7 protein-coding genes and 1 pseudogene are annotated in these 19,599 nt (G+C 71.8%); 4 read left to right on the top strand and 4 right to left on the bottom strand.

The window, feature by feature from the left end; translation table 11 throughout:
- Window positions 1-121: 121 nt before the first annotated feature.
- The 3 genes and pseudogenes from WA670_RS11380 to WA670_RS11370 all read right to left on the bottom strand — a co-directional run.
- Complete coding sequence (locus tag WA670_RS11380) at window positions 122-1,018, bottom strand: nucleotide disphospho-sugar-binding domain-containing protein (RefSeq protein ID WP_336157654.1); 897 nt, start codon at window positions 1,016-1,018, stop codon at window positions 122-124.
- 145 nt (window positions 1,019-1,163) lie between these two features.
- On the bottom strand, window positions 1,164-1,580 hold the full coding sequence (locus tag WA670_RS11375) for a DUF1707 domain-containing protein (RefSeq protein WP_043836763.1): 417 nt from the start codon (window positions 1,578-1,580) through the stop codon (window positions 1,164-1,166).
- Between the two features lie 251 nt (window positions 1,581-1,831).
- Window positions 1,832-10,093 (bottom strand): annotated as a pseudogene (locus tag WA670_RS11370) (beta-ketoacyl synthase N-terminal-like domain-containing protein); the annotation flags it as partial.
- Between the two features lie 297 nt (window positions 10,094-10,390).
- On the opposite strand from WA670_RS11370, the gene WA670_RS11365 reads away from it, so the two are divergent.
- Both WA670_RS11365 and WA670_RS11360 read left to right on the top strand, forming a co-directional pair.
- Window positions 10,391-11,206, top strand: a complete 816-nt coding sequence (locus tag WA670_RS11365) for a thioesterase II family protein (protein ID WP_336157652.1) — start codon at window positions 10,391-10,393, stop codon at window positions 11,204-11,206.
- A 106-nt stretch (window positions 11,207-11,312) separates the two neighbouring features.
- Window positions 11,313-11,576 (top strand): hypothetical protein, encoded by a 264-nt coding sequence (locus WA670_RS11360; RefSeq protein ID WP_051172840.1) that lies wholly within the window; start codon window positions 11,313-11,315, stop codon window positions 11,574-11,576.
- A 100-nt stretch (window positions 11,577-11,676) separates the two neighbouring features.
- On the opposite strand, the gene WA670_RS11355 is transcribed toward WA670_RS11360, so the two are convergent.
- A complete protein-coding gene (locus WA670_RS11355) occupies window positions 11,677-17,013 on the bottom strand; it encodes a type I polyketide synthase (protein ID WP_336157651.1) in 5,337 nt (1,778 codons plus the stop codon).
- Window positions 17,014-17,234: 221 nt separating this feature from the next.
- Here WA670_RS11355 and WA670_RS11350 point away from each other — a divergent pair, with 221 nt between their 5' ends.
- Window positions 17,235-18,488 (top strand): nucleotide disphospho-sugar-binding domain-containing protein, encoded by a 1,254-nt coding sequence (locus WA670_RS11350; protein WP_238608264.1) that lies wholly within the window; start codon window positions 17,235-17,237, stop codon window positions 18,486-18,488.
- The gene (locus tag WA670_RS11345; RefSeq protein WP_336157650.1) at window positions 18,479-19,588 is read left to right on the top strand and encodes a sensor histidine kinase; all 1,110 of its coding nucleotides are present in this window, start codon (window positions 18,479-18,481) and stop codon (window positions 19,586-19,588) included. Before WA670_RS11350 ends, WA670_RS11345 begins: the two co-directional genes overlap by 10 nt.
- The last annotated feature ends 11 nt before the right edge of the window (window positions 19,589-19,599 follow it).

Here is a 19,599-nt window from a genome sequence, read left to right as displayed (position 1 = left end):
GGTGCCCCGTCCCACCCCTAACCGACGGAGTCCGGGGTCGGCGACCGGCGGACATGCGGGAGGGCCGCCCTGCGGGAAATTCATTCCCTCAAGGCGGCCCTCACGGACTTCTGCGGTGCGGTCAGCGAATCAGTTCGTCCACCACGGTGCGCGGGGCGGGCAGTGCCGCGATTTCTTCCCGCAACGCCTTCGCGGCACGGCCGAGCTCCTCGTCGGCCGTCAGCGTGCGGGCCGCTTCGCTGGAGCCGGTCTTCCCGGCACCGGCGGCCGCGATGCGCGCGGTGATCGCTGATTCGGCAAGGGAAAGCTGGGGCAGGCCGTGCGCGGCCGCCGCGAGCGCGAGGGCCGCGTCGCCGTCGTGGATGACAGCGGCGCACGTCGGCAGCAGCGCGGCCGGCGGCACGGAGTCGACCAGCCGAGCGTTGGCCGGCAGCGTGACCCCCTCCGGTACGCGGGCCGAGCACACGAGTTCGAAGTCGGCTCCCGCGACCGCGTCGAACAGCGGGCCGAACAACGCTTCATCGGTGAGGGAAAGCAGCACGCGACTGCGTCGTGCCTTGCGCCGCAACCAGTTCGGCACCACCACGGGACCGAAGTAGGGCACGTGCCGCACGGCTCGGACGGCACTGTCACCGGCCCGCAGCGACGGCGGCACGGTGTCCAAAGTGACGTCTGCGGTGTCGTCCGCGTCCGGCTCGTCCAGCGCGCCGAGGACGCGGACGGCGACAGCTCCGACCGCTCGCGCGGCGGCCGTTCCCGCCGGGGCGAGGGCGTCGGAGACCACGACCTGGGGGCGCCACAACTCGGCGAACTCGGCCAAGGCCGCGGACTCGGCGAGCGCCTCTTCGGCACCGCTTTCCAGCTCGACGGCCACGCAACTGGTGCGGAGGATCTCCTCGGTGAACGAAGGGCGTCCGGCGATTTTCACGTCATGGCCCGCCGTCCGCAATGCCCACGCGAGTGGCGCGAGATTGTGCAGCCGGGCGGGCGAAGACGGGGCGGCCATGAGCACACGCATGGAATCCACTCCAGGAAAAGGAAACCGGGGCACGCCCGGCGCGAATGGTTGATCCGAGATTAACCGCGCCGGAGATGCCCCAGTACCCCTATTGCGCAGCCGATCAGGGACACCCCGGTCGTGCTTCGCCGTCGACAGCCCAGCCTTATCCGCCCGCCCCGGACACCGCGCGCAGGCGGCGGTCCCACTCGCGCGCGGCCCATACGCCGCCCGCCAGCACGCCGCCGCCGAACAGCACCCAGAGCAGCCACGACGGATCCCAGTCCCCGTTGAGGACGCCGTCCAACAGCCAGATCACGATGTGGACGACGCTGACGAGCAGCCACAGCGCGATCGCGACCCGCGGCGCCGCCTCGAGCGCGGGCGGGATGACGTCCCCGGTCTGTCCGGCGACCGCGACCCGCAGCGCGGCTTGCGTGGTCGCGGTTTGGACGCGCGCCAGCCGCCGGGCCGCCTCGGCGACGTCGTACTCGCCTTGCGAGCGGGCGTGCTCGATCTCGGTGGCCGCCAGTTTCCGGTCCAGCTCGGTGACCCGGCCCGCGAACCGGCGGGTCGCGTTCACGACAGCGGACCTTCGGCCAGAACGCGTTCCGGCGCGGGCTTGGATGCCGCCACGACCATTCCCGTAGCCTCTCAGCTTGATTAGTGTAGGGCTTGCACAGTTTACTCGACGGGCGCTGCGGAGCGGAAGGCGGCAGCTGGGCACGATCGGGTCGGCGTCCGGTGACGCTCGGCGTGCAGCGCCGTTTCCGCGCGCGGAAACGGCGGAGGCACCCCGCCGAACGGGGCACCTCCGCCGCCTGAGTTACGCGGCTACCGCGAGCCGAGCCACTCCTCGACGGCCTGCGCGGTCGTCGCCGAACTGCTCTCGACCAGGCTGAAGTGGTCGCCCGGGACCACCGCAGTGTCGTCGGACAGGCTCCAGGCCGTCCGCCACGCCTCCGAATCCCCGGTCACGGCCTCGCCCGCGTCGAACCGGTCCTCCGGGCGCACCAGCAGACTCGGCGCCGCGATCTTGGGCAGGGTGACCTCGGGAAGCACCTCCAGGTACTTGGCGAGCGCGGTCAGCTTGGTCCGGTCGTACGGCCCGTACCGGTCCTCGTTCGCGAGCAGCCCCGAGACCAGGCCGAGGGTGGCCTCGTCCCGTTCCGCCTGGTCGCTGCGTTGCATGTCCTCGCCGCCGGCCGCGTAGGTGTCCAGCAGGACGACCGCGGCCGGGCCGGTGCCCGATTCCTCCAGCCTGCCCGCGATGGCGTGCGCGAAGATTCCCGCCGACGAGTAGCCCAGCAACGCGAACGGCTCGTCGCCCACGGCCTTGCGGACGCTCTCGGTGAGCACGTCCACGATGGCCTCGGCCGACTCGGGCAGCAGCTCGCCCGCCAGGAATCCCGGCATCGGCAACGCCGACAGCGTGCGCACGCCGCGGAAGTGCGAGGCGAACCGTGCGTACTGGTACGCGCCGCCCATCGCCGCCGGGGTGGACAGGCACAGCAGGTGCGGTTGCTGCGGTCCTTCGGCCATTCGGACCGGTGCCGGGAGCTGGTCGATGTCGGCCGACGACCGGAACGACTTCCGCAGCCGGGCCGCCGCGCTCAGCAAGCCGATCCCGTTCTCCGTCTGTCCGGAACGGACCGCTTCGGTGAACATCTGCTTGAGCCCGTCGGAAGCCGGGTCCTCCGGCGAAGCACCGCCCGCACCGTCCAATTCGGACAGCAAGTGGACGGTCAGCGCCATCGGGTTCTGGTGGTCGAAGATGACCGTCGGGGACACGCTCAGCCCGGTGGCCTCGTTGAGGCCGTTGCGCAGGCCCACCGCGGTCACCGAGTCGAAGCCCGATTCGAGGAAGTGCCGGTTCGGGTCGACCTCGGCGGAGTCGGTGTAACCGAGCACGGCCGCGGTGTGCTCGAGCACGACCTCCAGGAGGATTTTCTCGCGCTGTGCCTGGGTCTGCCCGGCCAGCCGCTTGCGGAGCACGTCTGGGTCGGCCGCGACGCCGGTACTCGCCTCGCGGCGCACCCGGACCGGCCCGGCTTTGACGGTTTCGGCCGGTGCCGCAACGGTTTCCCGCATCTCGGCGACCGGACGCACCGTCACGGCCTCGATCGAGGCGACCGGCTTGCCCGCCTGGTCGGCCAGCGTCACCGCGACCGCGTCCTCGCCGACCGGGGTCATCCGCACGCGCAGCTTCGCCGCCGAGGTGGCGTGCAGTTCGACGCCCGCCCACGCCACCGCGAGTCCCGGCTCGCCGCCGGGCAGCAGACCGAACGCCTGGATCGCGGCGTCCAGCGCGGCCGGGTGCAGACCGAACCGGCCGGCCTGCTGGCTCGTCTCCTGACCGAGGCTCACCTCGGCGAACACCTCGTCGCCCCGACGCCAGCCCGCGCGCAGACCCTGGAACGCAGGGCCGTGGCTGAGCCCTCCGTCTGCCGGAGCCTCGTATCGCACCGGCACCGGTTCGGCGTCTGTGGGCGGCCACTCCTCGAGCCCTTCCGGCCGGGCCTTCCCGCCGGTCAGCGATCCGGTCGCGTGCCGGATCCACCCGGCGATCGGGTCGTCCGGACGCGAATACACCGTCAGCGACCGCGCGCCGTCCTCGTCCCGAGCGCCGACCACGGCCTGCACCTGCACCTTCCCGCGCTCCGGCAGCACGAGCGGCGTATGCACGACCAACTCCTCGACCCGCGAGCAGCCCGCCTCGTCACCGGCGCGGACGGCGATCTCGACGAAAGCCGCGCCCGGCACCATGATCTCGCCGCCCACGGTGTGTTCGGCCAGCCACGGGTGAGTGCCAGCGGAGAGCCGGCCGCTGAGCACGATGCCGTCCGAGTCCGCCAGCCACATCGCCGCGCCGACGAGCGGGTGCCCGGTCGACTCGAGCCCGGTGGCGCCCAGGTCGCCGCTCGACCTGATCGCCTCCATGTCGACATCCGGCCAGTACCGCTTGCGGTGGAACGCGTACGGCGGCACCGGCACCCGCCGCACCTGCTGGCCCGCGAACAGGCGCGTGCCGTCGAGGGCGAGACCGTCCACATGCAACTGTCCGGCCGCGCGCAGCACCGCGGCGGTCTCGGCGAGCTCGACCGGCAGCACAGGCAGTTCGGTGACGTCCTCGCCCGGCCCGGTCAGGCACGGCCGCACATCGTGCGCGAGCGCGCCGCCGGGACCGAGGTCCACGAACCGGTTCACTCCCGCCGCTTCGAGGCTGCGGACCGCGTCGAGGAAACGGACCGGCTCCCGCAAAGTGGCGACCCAGTGCGCGGGCTCGGACAGTTCGTCCCCGGCCAGCGCTCCGGTGACTGTGGAGACCACCGGGACGCGCGGGGTGCCGTACGACAGCTCGCCAGCGATCTCGGCCAGCTCCGCCAGGACCTCGTCCATCCGCGGCGAGTGCGCGGCCTGCGGCCGGGCGGTCAGCAGCGGACGCATTTCCTCCTCGCTCGCTTCGACCTCGACCATCGCGCCGCCGGGCGTTTCCTCGAGCAGCTGCGCGCGGCTGGCGACCAGTTTGACCGCGTCGGGCAGCGAAAGCACGCCCGCGACGTGTGCGGCGGCCACCTCGCCGCCGGATCGGCCCAGCACGTAGTCGGGTCGCTGGCCCCAGAATTCGAGCAGTCGGAACAGGGCGACCTGGACGGTGAACAGCGCCGCCTGCGTGAACGACGTCCGCGCGAGTTGTTGCGCGTCTACCGAACCCTCCTCGGCGAATAGGACGTCCAGCAGCGGCCGGTCCAGGTACGCCGCGAACTTCTCGCTCACGTCGGTGAATTCCCGGGCGAACGCGGGGAAGGCCGCGCAGAGGTCCTTGCCGCTGCCGGGCCGGACGACGGCGTGGCCCGCGAACAGGAACGCCGTCTTCGCGCCCGCCCGGACGCTGCCGCGCAGCACCGTGGCGGCGGGTTCGTCGTTCGCCAGCGCGGCGAGCCCCGCGAGCAGTTCCTGCCGGTCCGTACCGACCACAACGGCGCGATGCGGGGCTGGGGCGCGGAAAGTGGCCAGCGAGTACGCGAGGTCCGGCAGTCCGGGTTCGTCAGCGGTCAGCCGGGACAGCAGTCGCTCTGCCTGCAACGGCAGGGCTTCCTTGCTGCGCGCGGAAAGCAGCAGCGGCAACGGCCCGTGCGACTCGGGTGCCGCGGGCTCGTCCTTCTCCTGCGCGGGCGCTTGCTCGATGATCACGTGCGCGTTGGTGCCGCTGTATCCGAACGAGGAGACCCCGGCGCGACGCGGACGTCCGGCGTCCGGCCACGGGATGGTTTCCGCCAGCAGCCGGACCTGGCCCGCCGACCAGTCGACCTGCGTGGTCGGGTTGTCCGCGTACCGGGTCATCGGCAGTTGCTCGTTCCGCAGCGCCATCACCATCTTGATGACGCCGGCGACCCCGGAAGCGGCTTGGCTGTGGCCGATGTTCGACTTGACCGAGCCCAGCCACAGCGGACTGTCGCCGGGCCGGTCCTGGCCGTAGACCGACAGCAGTGCGCGCGCCTCGATCGGGTCGCCGAGGGTGGAGCCGGTCGCCGATGCCTCGACAATGTCCACATCGGACGGTTTCAGCCCGCCGAGCGCGAGTGCCTTGCGGATCACGCGTTCCTGCGAGGATCCGCTCGGCGCGGTCAGCCCGTTGGACGCGCCGTCCTGGCCCACCGCGCTCGACCGGATCACCGCGAGGATCTCGCGGCCGTCGCGCACGGCGTCCGAAAGCCGCGCGACCACGAGGACGCCGACGCCTTCGGACCAGCCGATGCCGTCCGCGTCCGCGGAGAACGACTTGGACCGGCCGTCGGCCGCGGTGCCGCCGGAATCGAAGTGGGCGAACGGGCTCGGCGAGGTGAGCGCCGAAACGCCGCCGATCAGCGCGAGCGAGCAGTCGCCCTGGTTGAGCGCCTGGCTCGCGGAGTGCAGCGCCACCAGGGACGACGAGCAGGCCGTGTCGATCGAGACCGACGGCCCCTCCAGGCCGAGCGCGTAGGACACCCGGCCGGAGACCACGCTGCCGAGCACGCCGGTGCTGCGGAACAGGCCGTTGGTCTCCATGTCGCCGGCGGGCCCGGGGTCGTAGTCGGACTTCATGACGCCGGCGAACACGCCGGTGTCGCTGCCCTTGAGCGAAACCGGGTCGATCCCGGCCCGCTCCAGTGCCTCCCAGCAGGTCTCCATCAGCATCCGCTGCTGCGGCTCGATCATCGGGGCCTCGTTGGGGCCGATCCCGAAGAAGGCCGCGTCGAAGTCGGTGATGTCGTGCACGAACCCGCCTTGGGGCACCCGCCCGCTCGCCTCGACCAGGCCGAGCCAGTAGTCCATGTCCCAGGACCGGTTGGCGGGGAAGGCGGAGATCCCGTCCCCGCCCGACGACGCGAGCTGCCACAGCTCTTCCGGGGAGGCGACCTCGCCGGGGTACCGGCAGGCCATGCCGATGATCGCGATCGGCTCGTCCCCGGCAATGGCGGTCAGCGTGACCGTCTCCTGCTTGCCGTCCAGCTCGCCGAGCAGCGACTGGTACAGGTGCTCGGCCAGCTCCGCCGCGGTCGGGAAGTCGAACACGAGGGTGGGCGGCAGGGACAGCCCGGTGGCCGCACCGAGCTGGTTGCGCAGTTCGACGGCGAGCAGCGAGGTGAAGCCGAGGTCGTTGAACGCGCGGTCGACGTCGATGAGGTCCGCCGAGTCCTGGTCGAGCACCGCGGCGATGTTGGCGAGGACGACCCCGCGCACGGCCTTGAGCCGTTCGGTGGCGGGAAGCGCAAGCAGCTTGCCCCGCAAGGAATCCGGGTCGGCTTCAGCGCTGGCCTGCGTAGCGGTTTCCGGGGCGCTGGCGGTGCGCCGCGCGACGGGTTCCGGCGTGCGGCTGGGCTCCCGGCGGGGTGCGGCGGCGCGAACGGCGGCAAGCTGTTCCTCGGAGATCTGCCGCAGCGTCAATGCTTCGACCGAGGCGACCGGATTCCCCGCCACGTCGGCGAGTTCCAGTGTCACGGTGTCCGGCTCCGTGCGCCGCAACCGCACCCGCGCCGCGGCGGCACCGGAGGCGAACAGCTCAACGCCGGACCAGGTGTACGGGAACGAGATGCCTTCTGCGTCGCTCGCCAGGCCGATCGCGTGCAGCGCCGCGTCGAGCACGGCGGGGTGCAGCCCGAAGCCCGCCGCGTCCCGCTTGGCTCGTTCGGGCAGGCTCACCTCGGCGAAGATCTCGTCCGCGCCGCGCCACGCGGCCCGCAAGCCGCGGAACACCGGTCCGTAATCCAGGCCGCGGTCCGCCATTTCCTCATACAGGTCCGCGAGTTCCAGCTGCTCGGCTTCGGCGGGCGGCCAGGAAGCGGGCGCGAAGGACGCCGCACCGTTCGCGGCGGCCAGCACCCCGCTGGCGTGCCTGGTCCACGTTCCTTCGCCGGTCAGGTCGTCGGTGCGCGAGCTGATCACGAACGAACGCGCGCCGGACGCGTCCGGGGCCGCGACGTTGACCTGGATCCGGACGCCGCCTTCCGCGGGCAGCGCCAGCGGCTCCTGCAGGGTCAGCTCCCGCAGCCGGGAGCAGTCCACCCGGTCCCCCGCGCGGATGGCGAGTTCCACGAAACCCGTGCCGGGGAAGAGGATCGAGCCGCCCACGGCGTGATCAGCCAGCCAGGGATGGGTGCTGACGGAGACGCGCCCGGACAGCACGACACCCTCGGAGTCCGCGAGCACGGTGGCCGCACCCAGCAGCGGGTGGTCCACCGGTTCTAGGCCGAGAGAGACCGGGTCGCCGTAGATCTTGGCCGACTGCATCCAGTACCGCTGCCGTTGGAAGGCGTATGTGGGCAGTTCGGCGAGGCGCGCGCCGCGGCCGGCGAAGCAGGCCTGCCAATCCGGCGAGACCCCATGCGCGTGCAGCTCTCCGATCATCGCGGTCACGGCTTCCGCGGGCCGGTCGCCGCTCGGCGCGGATACGACGAGGGCGTTCCCGGTCAGGCTTTCCCGCGCGCCCGCGGGTCCGAACTCGACGAACCGGTTCACGCCCTGGGCTTCGAGGTGCCGGATCCCGTCCGCGAAACGGGCCTTCGCACCGAGCCGCCGGACCCAGTACTCCGGTGAGCGCAGCTCTTCCTCGGTCGCCAGCTCGGTGCCGCCGCCCGGCAGCACCGGAATCTCCGGCTCCGCGTAGGTCAGCGGCTCGGCCGCCTTCCGGACCGCATCGGGTCCGGCGTCGGCGGCCGCCACCAGCGCGGCCGCGTCCGCCAACGACAGTACGCCGGAAACGTGTGCGGCGGTCAGCTCGCCGATCCCTTGCCCGGTAACGAAGTCCGGGGTGATCCCCCACGACTCCAGCAGCCGGAACAACGCCACCTCGACCGCGAACGCAGTGCCGTTCTCAGAGAGCGTCGCGCGGGCTTCTTCGTACGCCGTGGCGAACGCGGGGAACGCGGCGCTCAGCTCTTGGCCGAGACCGTCGGAGGCGGTACCGGAGAACAGGAACGCCGTCGACGTCTCGCCGCGAGCTACCCCGTGCACGACCTCGTCGGAGGTCTCGCCCTCGGCGACCGCGGTCAGGCCGCTAACCAGTTCCTCGCGGCCAGTCCCGGTGACCACGGCCCGGTGCGGGAACGCCGACCGGCCGGTGGCGAGGGAGTAGCCGATGTCGAGCGGGTCGAGACCCGGATTGCCGCGAACGTGCTCCAGCAGCCGCGCGGCCTGCGCCTGCAGCGACTCCGGGTTCCGGCCGGACAGCACCCACGGGATAGCGCCGCCCGCCGGGGTTTCCGGCTGCTCGACCGCGGTGTCTTCGGGAGCCTCCTCCAGGATGATGTGCGCGTTGGTGCCGCTCATGCCGAAGCCGGACACCGCGGCGAGGCGGGGCCGGTCGGCGCGCGGCCAGTCCGCCGGTTCGGTGAGCAGTTCGACGCCACCGGAGGCCCAGTCCACCCGGTGGTTCGGCTCGTCCACGTGCAGCGTCTTGGGCAGCCGGTCGTTGCGCAGCGCGAGCACGACCTTGAGCAGCGAAGCGACCCCGGCCGCCGCCTGGGTGTGCCCGAGGTTCGACTTGATCGAGCCGAGCCGCAGCGGCCGGCCGTCCGGTCGTTCCTTCCCGTAGGTGGCCAGCAGTGCCTGCGCCTCCACCGAATCGCCGAGCGGGGTCGCCGTGCCGTGCGCCTCCACGAGGTCGACCTGGTCGCCGGACACCTGGGCGTTGGCCAGCGCCTGGCGGATCACCCGCTGCTGGGCCGGACCGCGCGGCGACATCATCCCGTTCGAGGCGCCGTTCTGGTTGACCGCGCTGCCGCGGACGACCGCGAGCACCGGGTGGCCGTTGCGGCGTGCGTCCGAAAGCCGTTCCAGCAACAGCATTCCGGCGCCCTCGGACCAGCCGATGCCGTCCGCGGACTCAGAGAACGAACGGCACCGGCCGTCGACCGACAGCGTGTCGTCGACGCTGAACTCGGCGAAAGTCTGCGGGGAGGCCATCACCGTGACCCCGCCGGACAGCGCGAGCGAGCACTCGCCCTGGCGCAGGGCCTGCACCGCCATGTGGAGAGTCACCAGCGAGGATGAGCACGCAGTGTCCACGGTCACCGTGGGCCCTTCGAGACCGAACGCGTAGGCGAGCCGTCCGGACACCACCGCGGAGGAACCGTAGTGGCCCGGGTAGTTGTGGTACATCACCCCGGTGAACACCCCGACCGGGCTGCCTTTCACCGACGCGGGCTGGATCCCGGCCCGCTCGAACGACTCCCAGGTGGTCTCCAGCAGCAGGCGCTGCTGCGGGTCCATCGTGAGCGCTTCCCGCTCGCCGAATCCGAAGAACCCGGCATCGAACTCAGGCGCGTCGTAAAGGAATCCGCCGTGCCGGGTGCGGCTGGCTCCGGGCCGCTCGCCGGTCGGGTCGTAGAGGCGGTCGGTGTCCCAGCCTCGGTCGGTGGGGAATTCCCCGACGACATCGGAGCCATCGGCCAGCAGCCGCCACAGGTCCTCCGGCGTGCGCACACCGCCGGGAAACCGGCAGGCCATGCCGACGATCGCGATCGGCTCGTGGCCGGCCCCGCTGAGCTTCTTGTTCTGCGCGCGAAGACGCTCGGTCTCCTTCAGGGACGCACGGAGGGCGTGAACCAGCTTGTCGTCGGACTTGTTCATTCAGACCTTCTCCTGAGTCGCGTGGTCGTCGGCGCGGTGCGGGCCGGTTCGCCAGGGCACGGCTGCCGGGAGGTCCCCGGGAACGGCTTCGGCGGGGTTTTCCGTGATCGCCCAATGCACCCACCTGACGCCGTACGTTACGAGCGGTGAACAGGGCATACCCACCCCTAACCGGCCGCCCGGCCCCCTGGAGCGAGCCTGGATCGCCGCACGGCGGACGGGCACGGCGACGCCGGGCTAGGGGTTGCCGGGCGCGCGAAGGGGCCGGAGACTTCCTGAACTGTGACTGCCCTGAACGAGAAATCGAGCCGATGGCTCCGGCGATTCCACGCGTCCGACGACGCCGCGGTGCGACTGGTGTGCCTGCCGCACGCGGGCGGGTCGGCCACCGCTTACTTCCCGTTCTCGCGGGCGGCCGCTGAAGGCGGACTGGACGCCGACGTCATCGCCGTGCAGTACCCGGGCAGGCAGGACCGCCGCGACGAGCAGTGTTTCGACGACCTCGAGGCGATGGCCGACGTCATCGCCGACGACCTCGGCCCGTGGATCGACCGGCCGGTGGCGCTGTTCGGCCACAGCATGGGCGCGACGCTCGGGTACGAGGTCGCGTGCCGGCTCGAGGCGCGGGGCGCCCGGCCGCTCGGCCTGTTCGCGTCCGCGTGCCCAGCGCCGTCGGTGCCGCGGCCCGAGGACGTCCACGAGCTCGGCGACGACGGCTTGATCGCCGCCCTCAAGGAGATGAGCGGCACCGGCAGCGCCGTTTTCGGCGACGACGAACTGCTGCGCCTGGTGCTGCCCGCCGTCCGCGGGGACTACACCGCCGTCGAGACTTACCGGCACGAGCCCGGGCTCGCGCTGGACTGCCCGGTCCAGGTGCTGCTGGGCGCGGACGACCCCGTGGTCGACCTCGCCGAGGCCGAAGCGTGGCGTGGCCACACCCGCGGCAGCTTCGCGGTGAAAGTGTTGCCGGGCGGGCATTTCTACCTGAACGCCCAGCTCGAAGGGGTGCTCACGACTGTAGCCGCGCGCTTGCGCGAATGGCGCGGGGAGGCACTCGCGTCCGCAACCCCTGATCTCGGGCGGCTGACGGGGGAGTAAACCCCAGGCCGCTTTCAGGTGCCGCCCCCATGGCCGGAAGGGCCCGGGTCCGCGAAACTTGGTGCAGCAAGGAAACAGACCGGACCACCGCCCCTCGGAGGCAGCCATGATGGCCATCAGACCCGCTCACGGCGTCGCCCAGCGGATGCTCCCCGACGGGCATCTCGAGCTGGTCAGCAGCAGCCGCCAGGTGGACTGCGAACCGGTCGCCGCGGCCATGTGGATCGCTCTCAAGCAGCACAACGGCGACATCGACAGCGCCAGTGCCGTCCTCGCCGAACTGTGGGAGACGGACGTCGAGGACCTCCGCTACGACATGATCGCGCTGGCCGGTTCCCTCTGCTCCCTCGGACTTCTCACCGAGGTGTGAGCACCCCCGGCCGCTCGCGGTCGTGAAGCGCTTCTCTGCCCGCCGTATGACACGAGTCCCCGCTGCGCCATTGGCTTGGCGTCAGCGGGGACTCGCGGGGTCATACCGGTTTGGTGTCCAGTTCCTCGTCCAGGAGCGCGAAGAGGTCCTCAGCGCTGGCGTTCTCGATGTCCGCCGACTTCTCGGGAGCCGAGTATGCCGCCAGCAACGCGGTCAAGCGGCTGACCAGCTTCTCCCGGTCGTCCTCGGCCAAGGCGTTGTCCCGCAACGCGGATTCGAGAGCGGCCAACCGGGAGTCCACAATGGACGGCTGGTCCGCCAGGCCCGTTCCGAGGAGTCCTGCCACGGCGCTCGGGGACGGGTAGTCGAAGATCAGCGTCGCGGGCAGGCGCTGACCGGACAGCTCGTCCAGCCGGTTCCGCAGCTCGATCGCGGTCAGGGAATCGAAGCCGAGCTCGATGAATCCCTTGCGCGGGTCGATCGCGTCCGAGCGGTCGTGCCCGAGCACCACCGCGGCCGTGCCGCACACGAGGTCGAGCAGCGCCCGCTCCCGTTCCCCGGCGGGCAGGGCCTCGATCCGGGCCCACGAGTCGTCGGCGGCCGCGGCACGCCGCCGCGTGCCCGCGCGCACCAGGCCGCGCAGCATCGGCGGCACTCGGTCCGCGGCGGACCGCAGCCCGGCCAGGTCGAGCCGGACCGGCACCAGCGCCGGCTGCGAGGTGCCGAACGTCACGTCGAACAGCTCGAGCCCGTCGGCGAACGACAGCCCGGCCACGCCGGACCGCGCCATCCGGACCAGGTCGGTGTCGCCGAGCGCGCCCGCCATGCCGCCGGACCACAGGCCCCACGACAGCGACACCGCGGGCAACCCGCGCGCCGTCCGGCGGTGGGCCAGCGCGTCGAGGAACACGTTCCCGGCCGAGTAGTTCGCCTGCCCGGCCGAACCGAACGTGCCCGCGACGGAGGAGAACAGCACGAACGCGGCCAGGTCGAGCTCCGCGGTCAGCTCGTGCAGGTGCCAGGCCGCGTCCAGCTTCGGCCGCAGCACCGCGTCCATCCGCTCCGGGGTCAGCGCGAGCAGCACCCCGTCGTCCAGGACGCCTGCCGTGTGCACGACCGCGGTCAGCGGGTGCTCGGCAGGCACGCCCGCCACCAGCGCGGCCGCCGCGGTCCGGTCGGCGAGATCGCAGGCCGCCAGCGAAACCGAAGCGCCCAGCTCCTCCAGTTCCGCCTTGAGCTCCGTCGCTCCCGGTGCCGCCTCGCCGCGACGGCTGGTGAGCAGCAGGTGACGCACGTCGTGGTCGGTCACCAGGTGCCGCGCGATCAACGCGCCCAGCGCCCCGGTGCCGCCGGTGACGAGCACAGTTCCGTCCGGGCTCAGCGACGGTGCCGAAGTCTCGGGGGCGAACTTCGCCAGCCGGTGCACCAGCACCGCCCCGTCGCGGACGGCGACACCGGGCTCACCGGCTTGGATCGCGCCGAGCACGGTGGCCAGCGGTGGTTCGCTGCCGTCGAGGTCGACCGCCGCGAACCGGTCCGGGTACTCCAGCTCGGCCGACCGGACGACGCCCCACAGCGCGGCGTGTACCAGGTCGGCGACGTCTTCGTCGGGACGCGTCGCGATGGCGTGGGAAGCGACCACAACGAGCCGGGAAGCGGCCAGCGCCGGTTCACTGACCCATGTCCGGACCAGGTCCAGCAGCCGGTGGGCGGCCTCGCGCGCCAGTTCGGGCGACGCCTCCTCGGGTGCCTTGAACGACACGGACACCACGTCCGGGGCGGCCTTCCCTGTCCCCACCGCGTCGATCAGCGTAGCAAGGTCCACATAGGACTCTCCGCCGAGGCCGAAGGGATCCGCGCCGAGCACGGCGTGCGAAACGCCGGAAGCGGCATCGCCGGAGTAAGGCTGCCATTCCACCCGGAACAGCGAGTCGCCTGCTGCCGGACGGGCGAACGCGTCGTCGGCGATCGGCCGCAGCGCCAGCGCCCCCACGGTCACGATCGGCGCGCCAGCGGGATCGGTGGCGGTGAGCGAAATGGTGTTCTCGACGTCTGCGGAGAGCACCACGCGCAGGCTCGACGCCCCGGCGGCGTGCAGCGAAACCCCGCTCCACGCGAACGGCAACGCTGGCTTGTCCTCCGTCAGCCCGGCCAGACCGATGGTGTGCAGCGCGGCGTCCAGCAGGGCGGGATGCAACGCGAAGGCCGAACCGTCGGTGTGCTCCGGCAACGCGACTTCGGCGGCGAGAGTGTTCCCGTCGCGCCAGACCCGGCGGAGCCCGGCGAAGACCGGCCCGTAGTCGAAGCCCTGGGCGGCGAGTTCGTCATAGCGGCTGGTCACGTCGATCTCGACCGCACCGGCCGGGGGCCACTCCGCGGCGGCAACGGGCGTGTCCGCCGTCGGCGACACCCTCCCGCTGGCGTGGTGCGTCCACTCCCCGGTGTCCGCGGCCCGCGAGTAAATGCCCACCGCGCGGGTGCCCGACTCGTCCTCCGCGCCCACCGTCACCTGGACCGGGACGGATCCGTGTTCGGGCAGGATCAGCGGGACCGCGAGCGTCAGCTCGTCGAGCCGCGCGCAATTCACCTCGTCGCCCGCCCGCACGGCCAGTTCGACGAAAGCCGTGCCGGGGAACAGCGGAACCCCCTGCACGACGTGGTCGCCGAGCCACGGCTGCGCGCGCAGCGAAAGCTCCCCGGTGAGCACGACGCCGCCGGTGTCGGCGGTCGCCACGACCGCGCCCAGCAGCGGGTGCCCGGCGTCGACCTGCCCGACCTCGGCGACCCCGCGGACGCGGGCCCCGGTCGGGTTCTCCAGCCAGTAACGCTTGCGCTGGAAGGCATACGTCGGCAGCTCGACCGATGCCCCGCCAGCGTAGAACGCCGAAAAGTTCACAGTGGACCCAGTGGTGAACAACGTGGCCACGGCGGCGGCTGCCGACTCGCTTTCGGGCCGGTCCTTGCGCAGCACCGGCACGAACGTCGCCCGGTCGTCCGCGCCAAGGCACAGCTGGCCCATCGCGGTGAGCACGGCCGACGGGCCGACCTCCACGAACGTCGTGACGCCAGCGTCGAGCAGCGTGCGGACACCGTCGGCGAACCGGACCGCGTCGCGCACCTGGTTCACCCAGTACTCCGGCGAAGTCAGATCGGCGTCCGGCGAAACCGTCGAGACGATCGGGATCGCGGGCTCGGAATAGGTCAGCTTCCGGGCGACGAGAGCGAAATCGGCCAGCATCGGCTCCATCAACGCCGAGTGGAACGCGTGCGACACCTTGAGCCGCGAAGTCTTCTCGAAGTTCGATGCCACCGCGAGGACCGCGTCCTCGTCGCCGGACAGCACGACCGACGCCGGTCCGTTGACGGCGGCGATCGACACGCCCTCGGTCAGCAGCGGCACGACATCGGCCTCAGCCGCCGCGACAGCGACCATTGCCCCGCCGGAGGGAAGGGCCTGCATCAGCCGGGCCCGCGCCGTCACGAGCGTGCACGCGTCTTCAACCGAGAGCACTCCGGCGACGTGCGCCGCGGCCAGCTCGCCGATCGAATGCCCCAGCAGGTAATCCGGGGTGACGCCCCACGATTCGAGCAGACGGAACACCGCGACTTCGACGGCGAACAACGCCGGCTGTGTGTACCCGGTCTCGTCGGAACCCAGCACGGTCCGCACCGGCACGTCGAGGTGCTTGTCCAGTTCGGCCGCCACCGCGTCGAAGGCCTCAGCGAACGCCGGGTAGGCCGCGGCCAGCTCCAGGCCCATCCCGGCGCGCTGGGCGCCTTGCCCGGTGAACAGGAACGCCGTGCGCCCGGTGCTCGCCACGCCTTCGACGACACCCGCCGGTGCGCGGCCCGCCGCGTACTCGGTCAGCGCGCGGATCGCGGCGGCCCGGTCGGCCACGACGATCCCGGCGCGGTGCTCGTGCTGGGTCCGGGTGGTCGCCAGCGAGAATCCGATGTCCACAGTGGACGCATCGGCAGCGCAGGACGCGAGGTTGCCCGCCTGGGCCCGCAGGGCCTCCGTGTCGTTGGCGGACAGCAGCCAGGTCACCGGCCCATCGTCCGAAGAATGCGTCACCGGGTCGCCCTGCTCGACGATCACGTGCGCGTTGGTCCCGCTGATGCCGAACGACGACACGCCCGCGCGACGCGGCCGCCCGGTTTCCGGCCACGGCGTCGGCTCACGGAGAAGCGAGACGGTGTCGGTCCATTCGACGTGCGGCGACGGCTCGTCGGCGTGCAGCGTGCGCGGGAGCACGCCGCGCCGCAGCGCCTCCACCATCTTGATCACGCCGCCGACGCCCGCCGCGGCTTGCGTGTGGCCGACGTTCGATTTGAACGACCCGACGTGCAGCGGCCGATCAGCAGTGGCCACCTTGCCGTAGGTCGCGATCAGCGCCTGCGCCTCGATCGGGTCGCCGAGCTTCGTGCCGGTGCCGTGTGCTTCGACAGCGTCCACATCGGACAGTTTCAGCCCGGCGTCCGCCAAGGCCGCACGGATCACTCGCTGCTGCGCGGGCCCGTTCGGGACCGTGATGCCGCTGGACGCGCCGTCGGAGTTGACCGCGCTGCCGCGCAGCACCGCGAGGACGTGGTGACCGTTGCGGCGCGCGTCGGAAAGCCGTTCCAGCAGAAGCATTCCGGCACCTTCGGAGCAGCCGACGCCGTCCGCGCCGCTGCCGAACGCCTTGCAGCGGCCGTCTGGGGAGAGGCCCTGCTGCTCGCTGAAGTAGACGAACATGTCCGGGGTCACCATCACGGTGACGCCGCCGGCCAGCGCCAGCGAGCACTCGCCGCGGCGCAGCGCCTGGGCCGCCCAGTGCAGGGCGACCAGCGACGACGAGCACGCCGTGTCGACCGACACCGACGGACCTTCGAGCCCGAGGGTGTAGGAGATGCGGCCGGAGATCAGGCTGCCGTCGCTGCTGCCCGCGCCGTAGTCGTGGTACATCACGCCGGCGAAGACGCCGGTTTTGCTGCCCCGCAACGTCGACGGCACGATCCCGGCGCGTTCCACGGCTTCCCATGCGGTCTCCAGCACCACCCGCTGCTGCGGGTCGAGCGTGCGGGCCTCGCGCGGGGAGATGCCGAAGAACTCCGGCTCGAAGTCGGCGGCGTCGTAAAGGAAACCGCCCTCCTTCGAGTACGTCGTACCCGGGCCGCCCGCGGGGTCGAAGATCGACTCGGTGTCCCAGCCGCGGTCCTCGGGGAACTCGCCGACCGCGTCGACACCGCCCGCGACCAGGTCCCAGAGCTGCGCGGGCGTGGCGACCCCGCCGGGGTACCGGCAGCCCATCCCGATGATCGCGATCGGCTCGTTCATCGCCGCGGCGAGCTTCTGGTTGTCCGCCTTGAGCCGTTCGTTGTCCACCATGGACTGCCGCAGCGCGGCGACGATCTGCTCGGTGGACGGTGCGGTGTTCTGCTCGTGGCCGGTCACTGGGAAGTCCCCTCGTTCGTCGGTCTCGGCACCTGCCGTCGCGGGCCGGGTCGCCCGCGCGCACCACGACCTCGCCGAAGCTATTCGCGCCTGCCCGCGAATCCCCACCCCTAACGGCCCCTAACGCCGTAATGCCGGGTCTGCCGAGCGGCCCGCCGCGATTACCGTTTCCCCAGCAGTGTTTCCCGGACCCCGGCATCGGAGAGTGCGTTGTGCGAGTCATGTTGATGGTCTTCCCGACTAGGACGCACGTCTACAGCATGGCCCCGGTCGGGTGGGCGCTGGCGGCCGCCGGGCACGAGGTGCGGTTCGTCGGCCAGCGCAATCCCCGCGAGGTCCTGCCGTTCGCCGAAACCGGCCTCGACGCGATGTGGTTCGGCGAAGACCTCGACATCGCGGAGCACCGGCGGCTCAGCGCCGGCGGCGACGACACCGCGCACAGCAAGCACCAGCTTTCCGAGAGCCGCCCGGAGCGCTACACCGAGGAGTACGTGCGCACCGTCTACGACGGCTGGGTCGACGTTTTCCGCTGGAACTCGCCGGAACCGCTGCTGAACGACCTCGTCCGGTTCGCCCGGCACTGGCAGCCGGACCTCGTCGTGTGGGACCCGCTCGTCTACACCGCGCCGATCGTCGCGCAGGCGGTCGGCGTCCCGCACCTGCGGATGATGTACGCGGCCGACCAGACGGCGCGGATCGGCGCGCAGTACCGGGACCTGCGCGCTAGCAAGCCCGAGGACACCAGCCCGGACCCGTTCGTGGAATGGATGTCGGACGCGGTGGGCCGCTACGGCGCGGACTACGACGAGAACCTGCGCTACGGCGTCAAAACCATCGACTGCCATCCGTCCTATCTCCGGTACGACGGCGTCGACGTCGACTACCTCCCGGCGCGGTTCGTGCCGTTGAACAAGCCGATGGCGCTGCCGCGCTGGGTCGTCGAACCCCCGTCGCGCCCGCGCGTCATGCTGACCCTCGGCATCTCCAACCGGCAGACGCTCGGCGAAGAGGAAACCTCGGTCTCCGCACTGCTCGACGGCCTCGCCGACCTCGACGTCGAAGTGATCGCGACGCTCAACGCGGAGCAGCTCGCGTCGGTCGACAAGGTTCCGGACAACGTGCGTGCGGTGGACTTCGTGCCGATGTACGAACTCCTCGCGAGCTGCTCGGCCATCGTGCACCAGGGCGGCGGCGCGACGATCGGCAACGCGGTGGTCAACGGCGTCCCCCAGCTGGTGATCCCCGGCACCACGTGGAGCGAGCGGATTTCCGCGCTCGCACAGGTGAAGCGCGGCAACGGCCTGATGATCGATCTGGAGGAGGTCACGCCGGGCTCCGTCCGGAATGGACTCCAGCGGTTGCTGGAGGAACCGTCCTTCCGCGAGTGCTCGCTCGAGGTCCGGGACGAGATGCTGGCCACGCCGACCCTCAACGACCTCGTGCCGGAACTGGAGCGGATCGCTCGATGCCGGTGACGCAGCGGCCCCGCGTCGTCCGCACCATCGGCTTCCTCATCGCGAGCTTCCCCCTCCGCGTCGTCGCGTTCGTGCTCGTGCTCGCCACGACCCTGCTCGGCATCGCCACCACCATGCTGTGGATCGGCATCCCGATCCTGATCACCGCGACCTCGACGGCCCGCGGCCTGGCCCGCGCGGAACGCCGCTGGGTGCGCGTCATGCTCGGCGTCGACGTCCCGCCGCCCCGCCGGCATCCGCACGGCGCCGGGCTGCTCCTGACCTGGCAGACCCGGCTCGTGGACCCGGCCACGTGGCGCGAACTGCTCTACGCCTTGCTCGCGTTCCCGCTGGGCATCGTGGAATTCGTGGCCGGGATCGTGTCCGTCGCCGTGCCGCCGTTCGGCATCTTCGTGGCGCCGCGGATCGGGGCGATGCACGGCGTGTTGGCGCTGTCGATGCTCGGGCCGGACCGGACGGCGCAGCTGGAGGCCCGCTCCCGGCAGTTGAAGGACTCGCGGGCCCGCGGCGTCGATGCCGTAGAGGCCGAGCGCAAGCGCATCGAACGCGACCTGCACGACGGGGCGCAGCAGCGGCTGGTCGCGGTGGCGATGAGCCTGGGCCGGGCGCAGCTGAAGCTCGACGATCCCGCCGCGGTGCGCGAACTGGTCGGTGCGGCCCACGCCGACGCGAAACTCGCCGTGTCCGAACTGCGCGACCTCGCCCGGGGGATCTACTCCCCGGTGCTGCAGGACCGCGGCCTGGACGCCGCGTTGTCCGCCTTGACCGCGCGGATGCCGATCCACGTGGACGTCGAGGTGACGGTGGAACCCCGGCCGCCCGCGCCCGTGGAGACCACGACGTACTTCATCGTCAGCGAAACCCTCGCCAATATCGCCAAACACGCGGGCGCGGACCGCGCGTCGGTGCGCGTTACCCGCGACGACGACACGGTGGTTGTCGAGATCATCGACAACGGGCACGGTGGCGCGTCCGTGCGCCCCGGCGGCGGATTGGCCGGCCTCGCCGACCGGGCAGGCACCATCGACGGCGTGCTCACCGTGGTCAGCCCGGCGGGCGGGCCTACCGTCGTGCGCGCCGACCTTCCCGTGCGCTGGTAACGCGCGACCAG

This window comes from Amycolatopsis sp. VC5-11 (assembly GCF_037034185.1).
Taxonomy (GTDB): Bacteria; Actinomycetota; Actinomycetes; order Mycobacteriales; family Pseudonocardiaceae; genus Amycolatopsis; species Amycolatopsis nivea.
Note: the sequence above shows the minus strand (reverse complement) of the source record. Positions and strands in the feature narration are given on the sequence as shown.

What these genes read in the sequence shown, in the direction of transcription:
- WA670_RS11360 (WP_051172840.1), top strand. Translation starts at nt 11,313, where the DNA reads ATGATGGCCATCAGACCCGCTCACGGCGTCGCCCAGCGGATGCTCCCC.
- WA670_RS11380 (WP_336157654.1), bottom strand. Translation starts at nt 1,018, where the DNA reads ATGCGTGTGCTCATGGCCGCCCCGTCTTCGCCCGCCCGGCTGCACAAT.
- WA670_RS11345 (WP_336157650.1), top strand. Translation starts at nt 18,479, where the DNA reads ATGCCGGTGACGCAGCGGCCCCGCGTCGTCCGCACCATCGGCTTCCTC.
- WA670_RS11350 (WP_238608264.1), top strand. Translation starts at nt 17,235, where the DNA reads ATGTTGATGGTCTTCCCGACTAGGACGCACGTCTACAGCATGGCCCCG.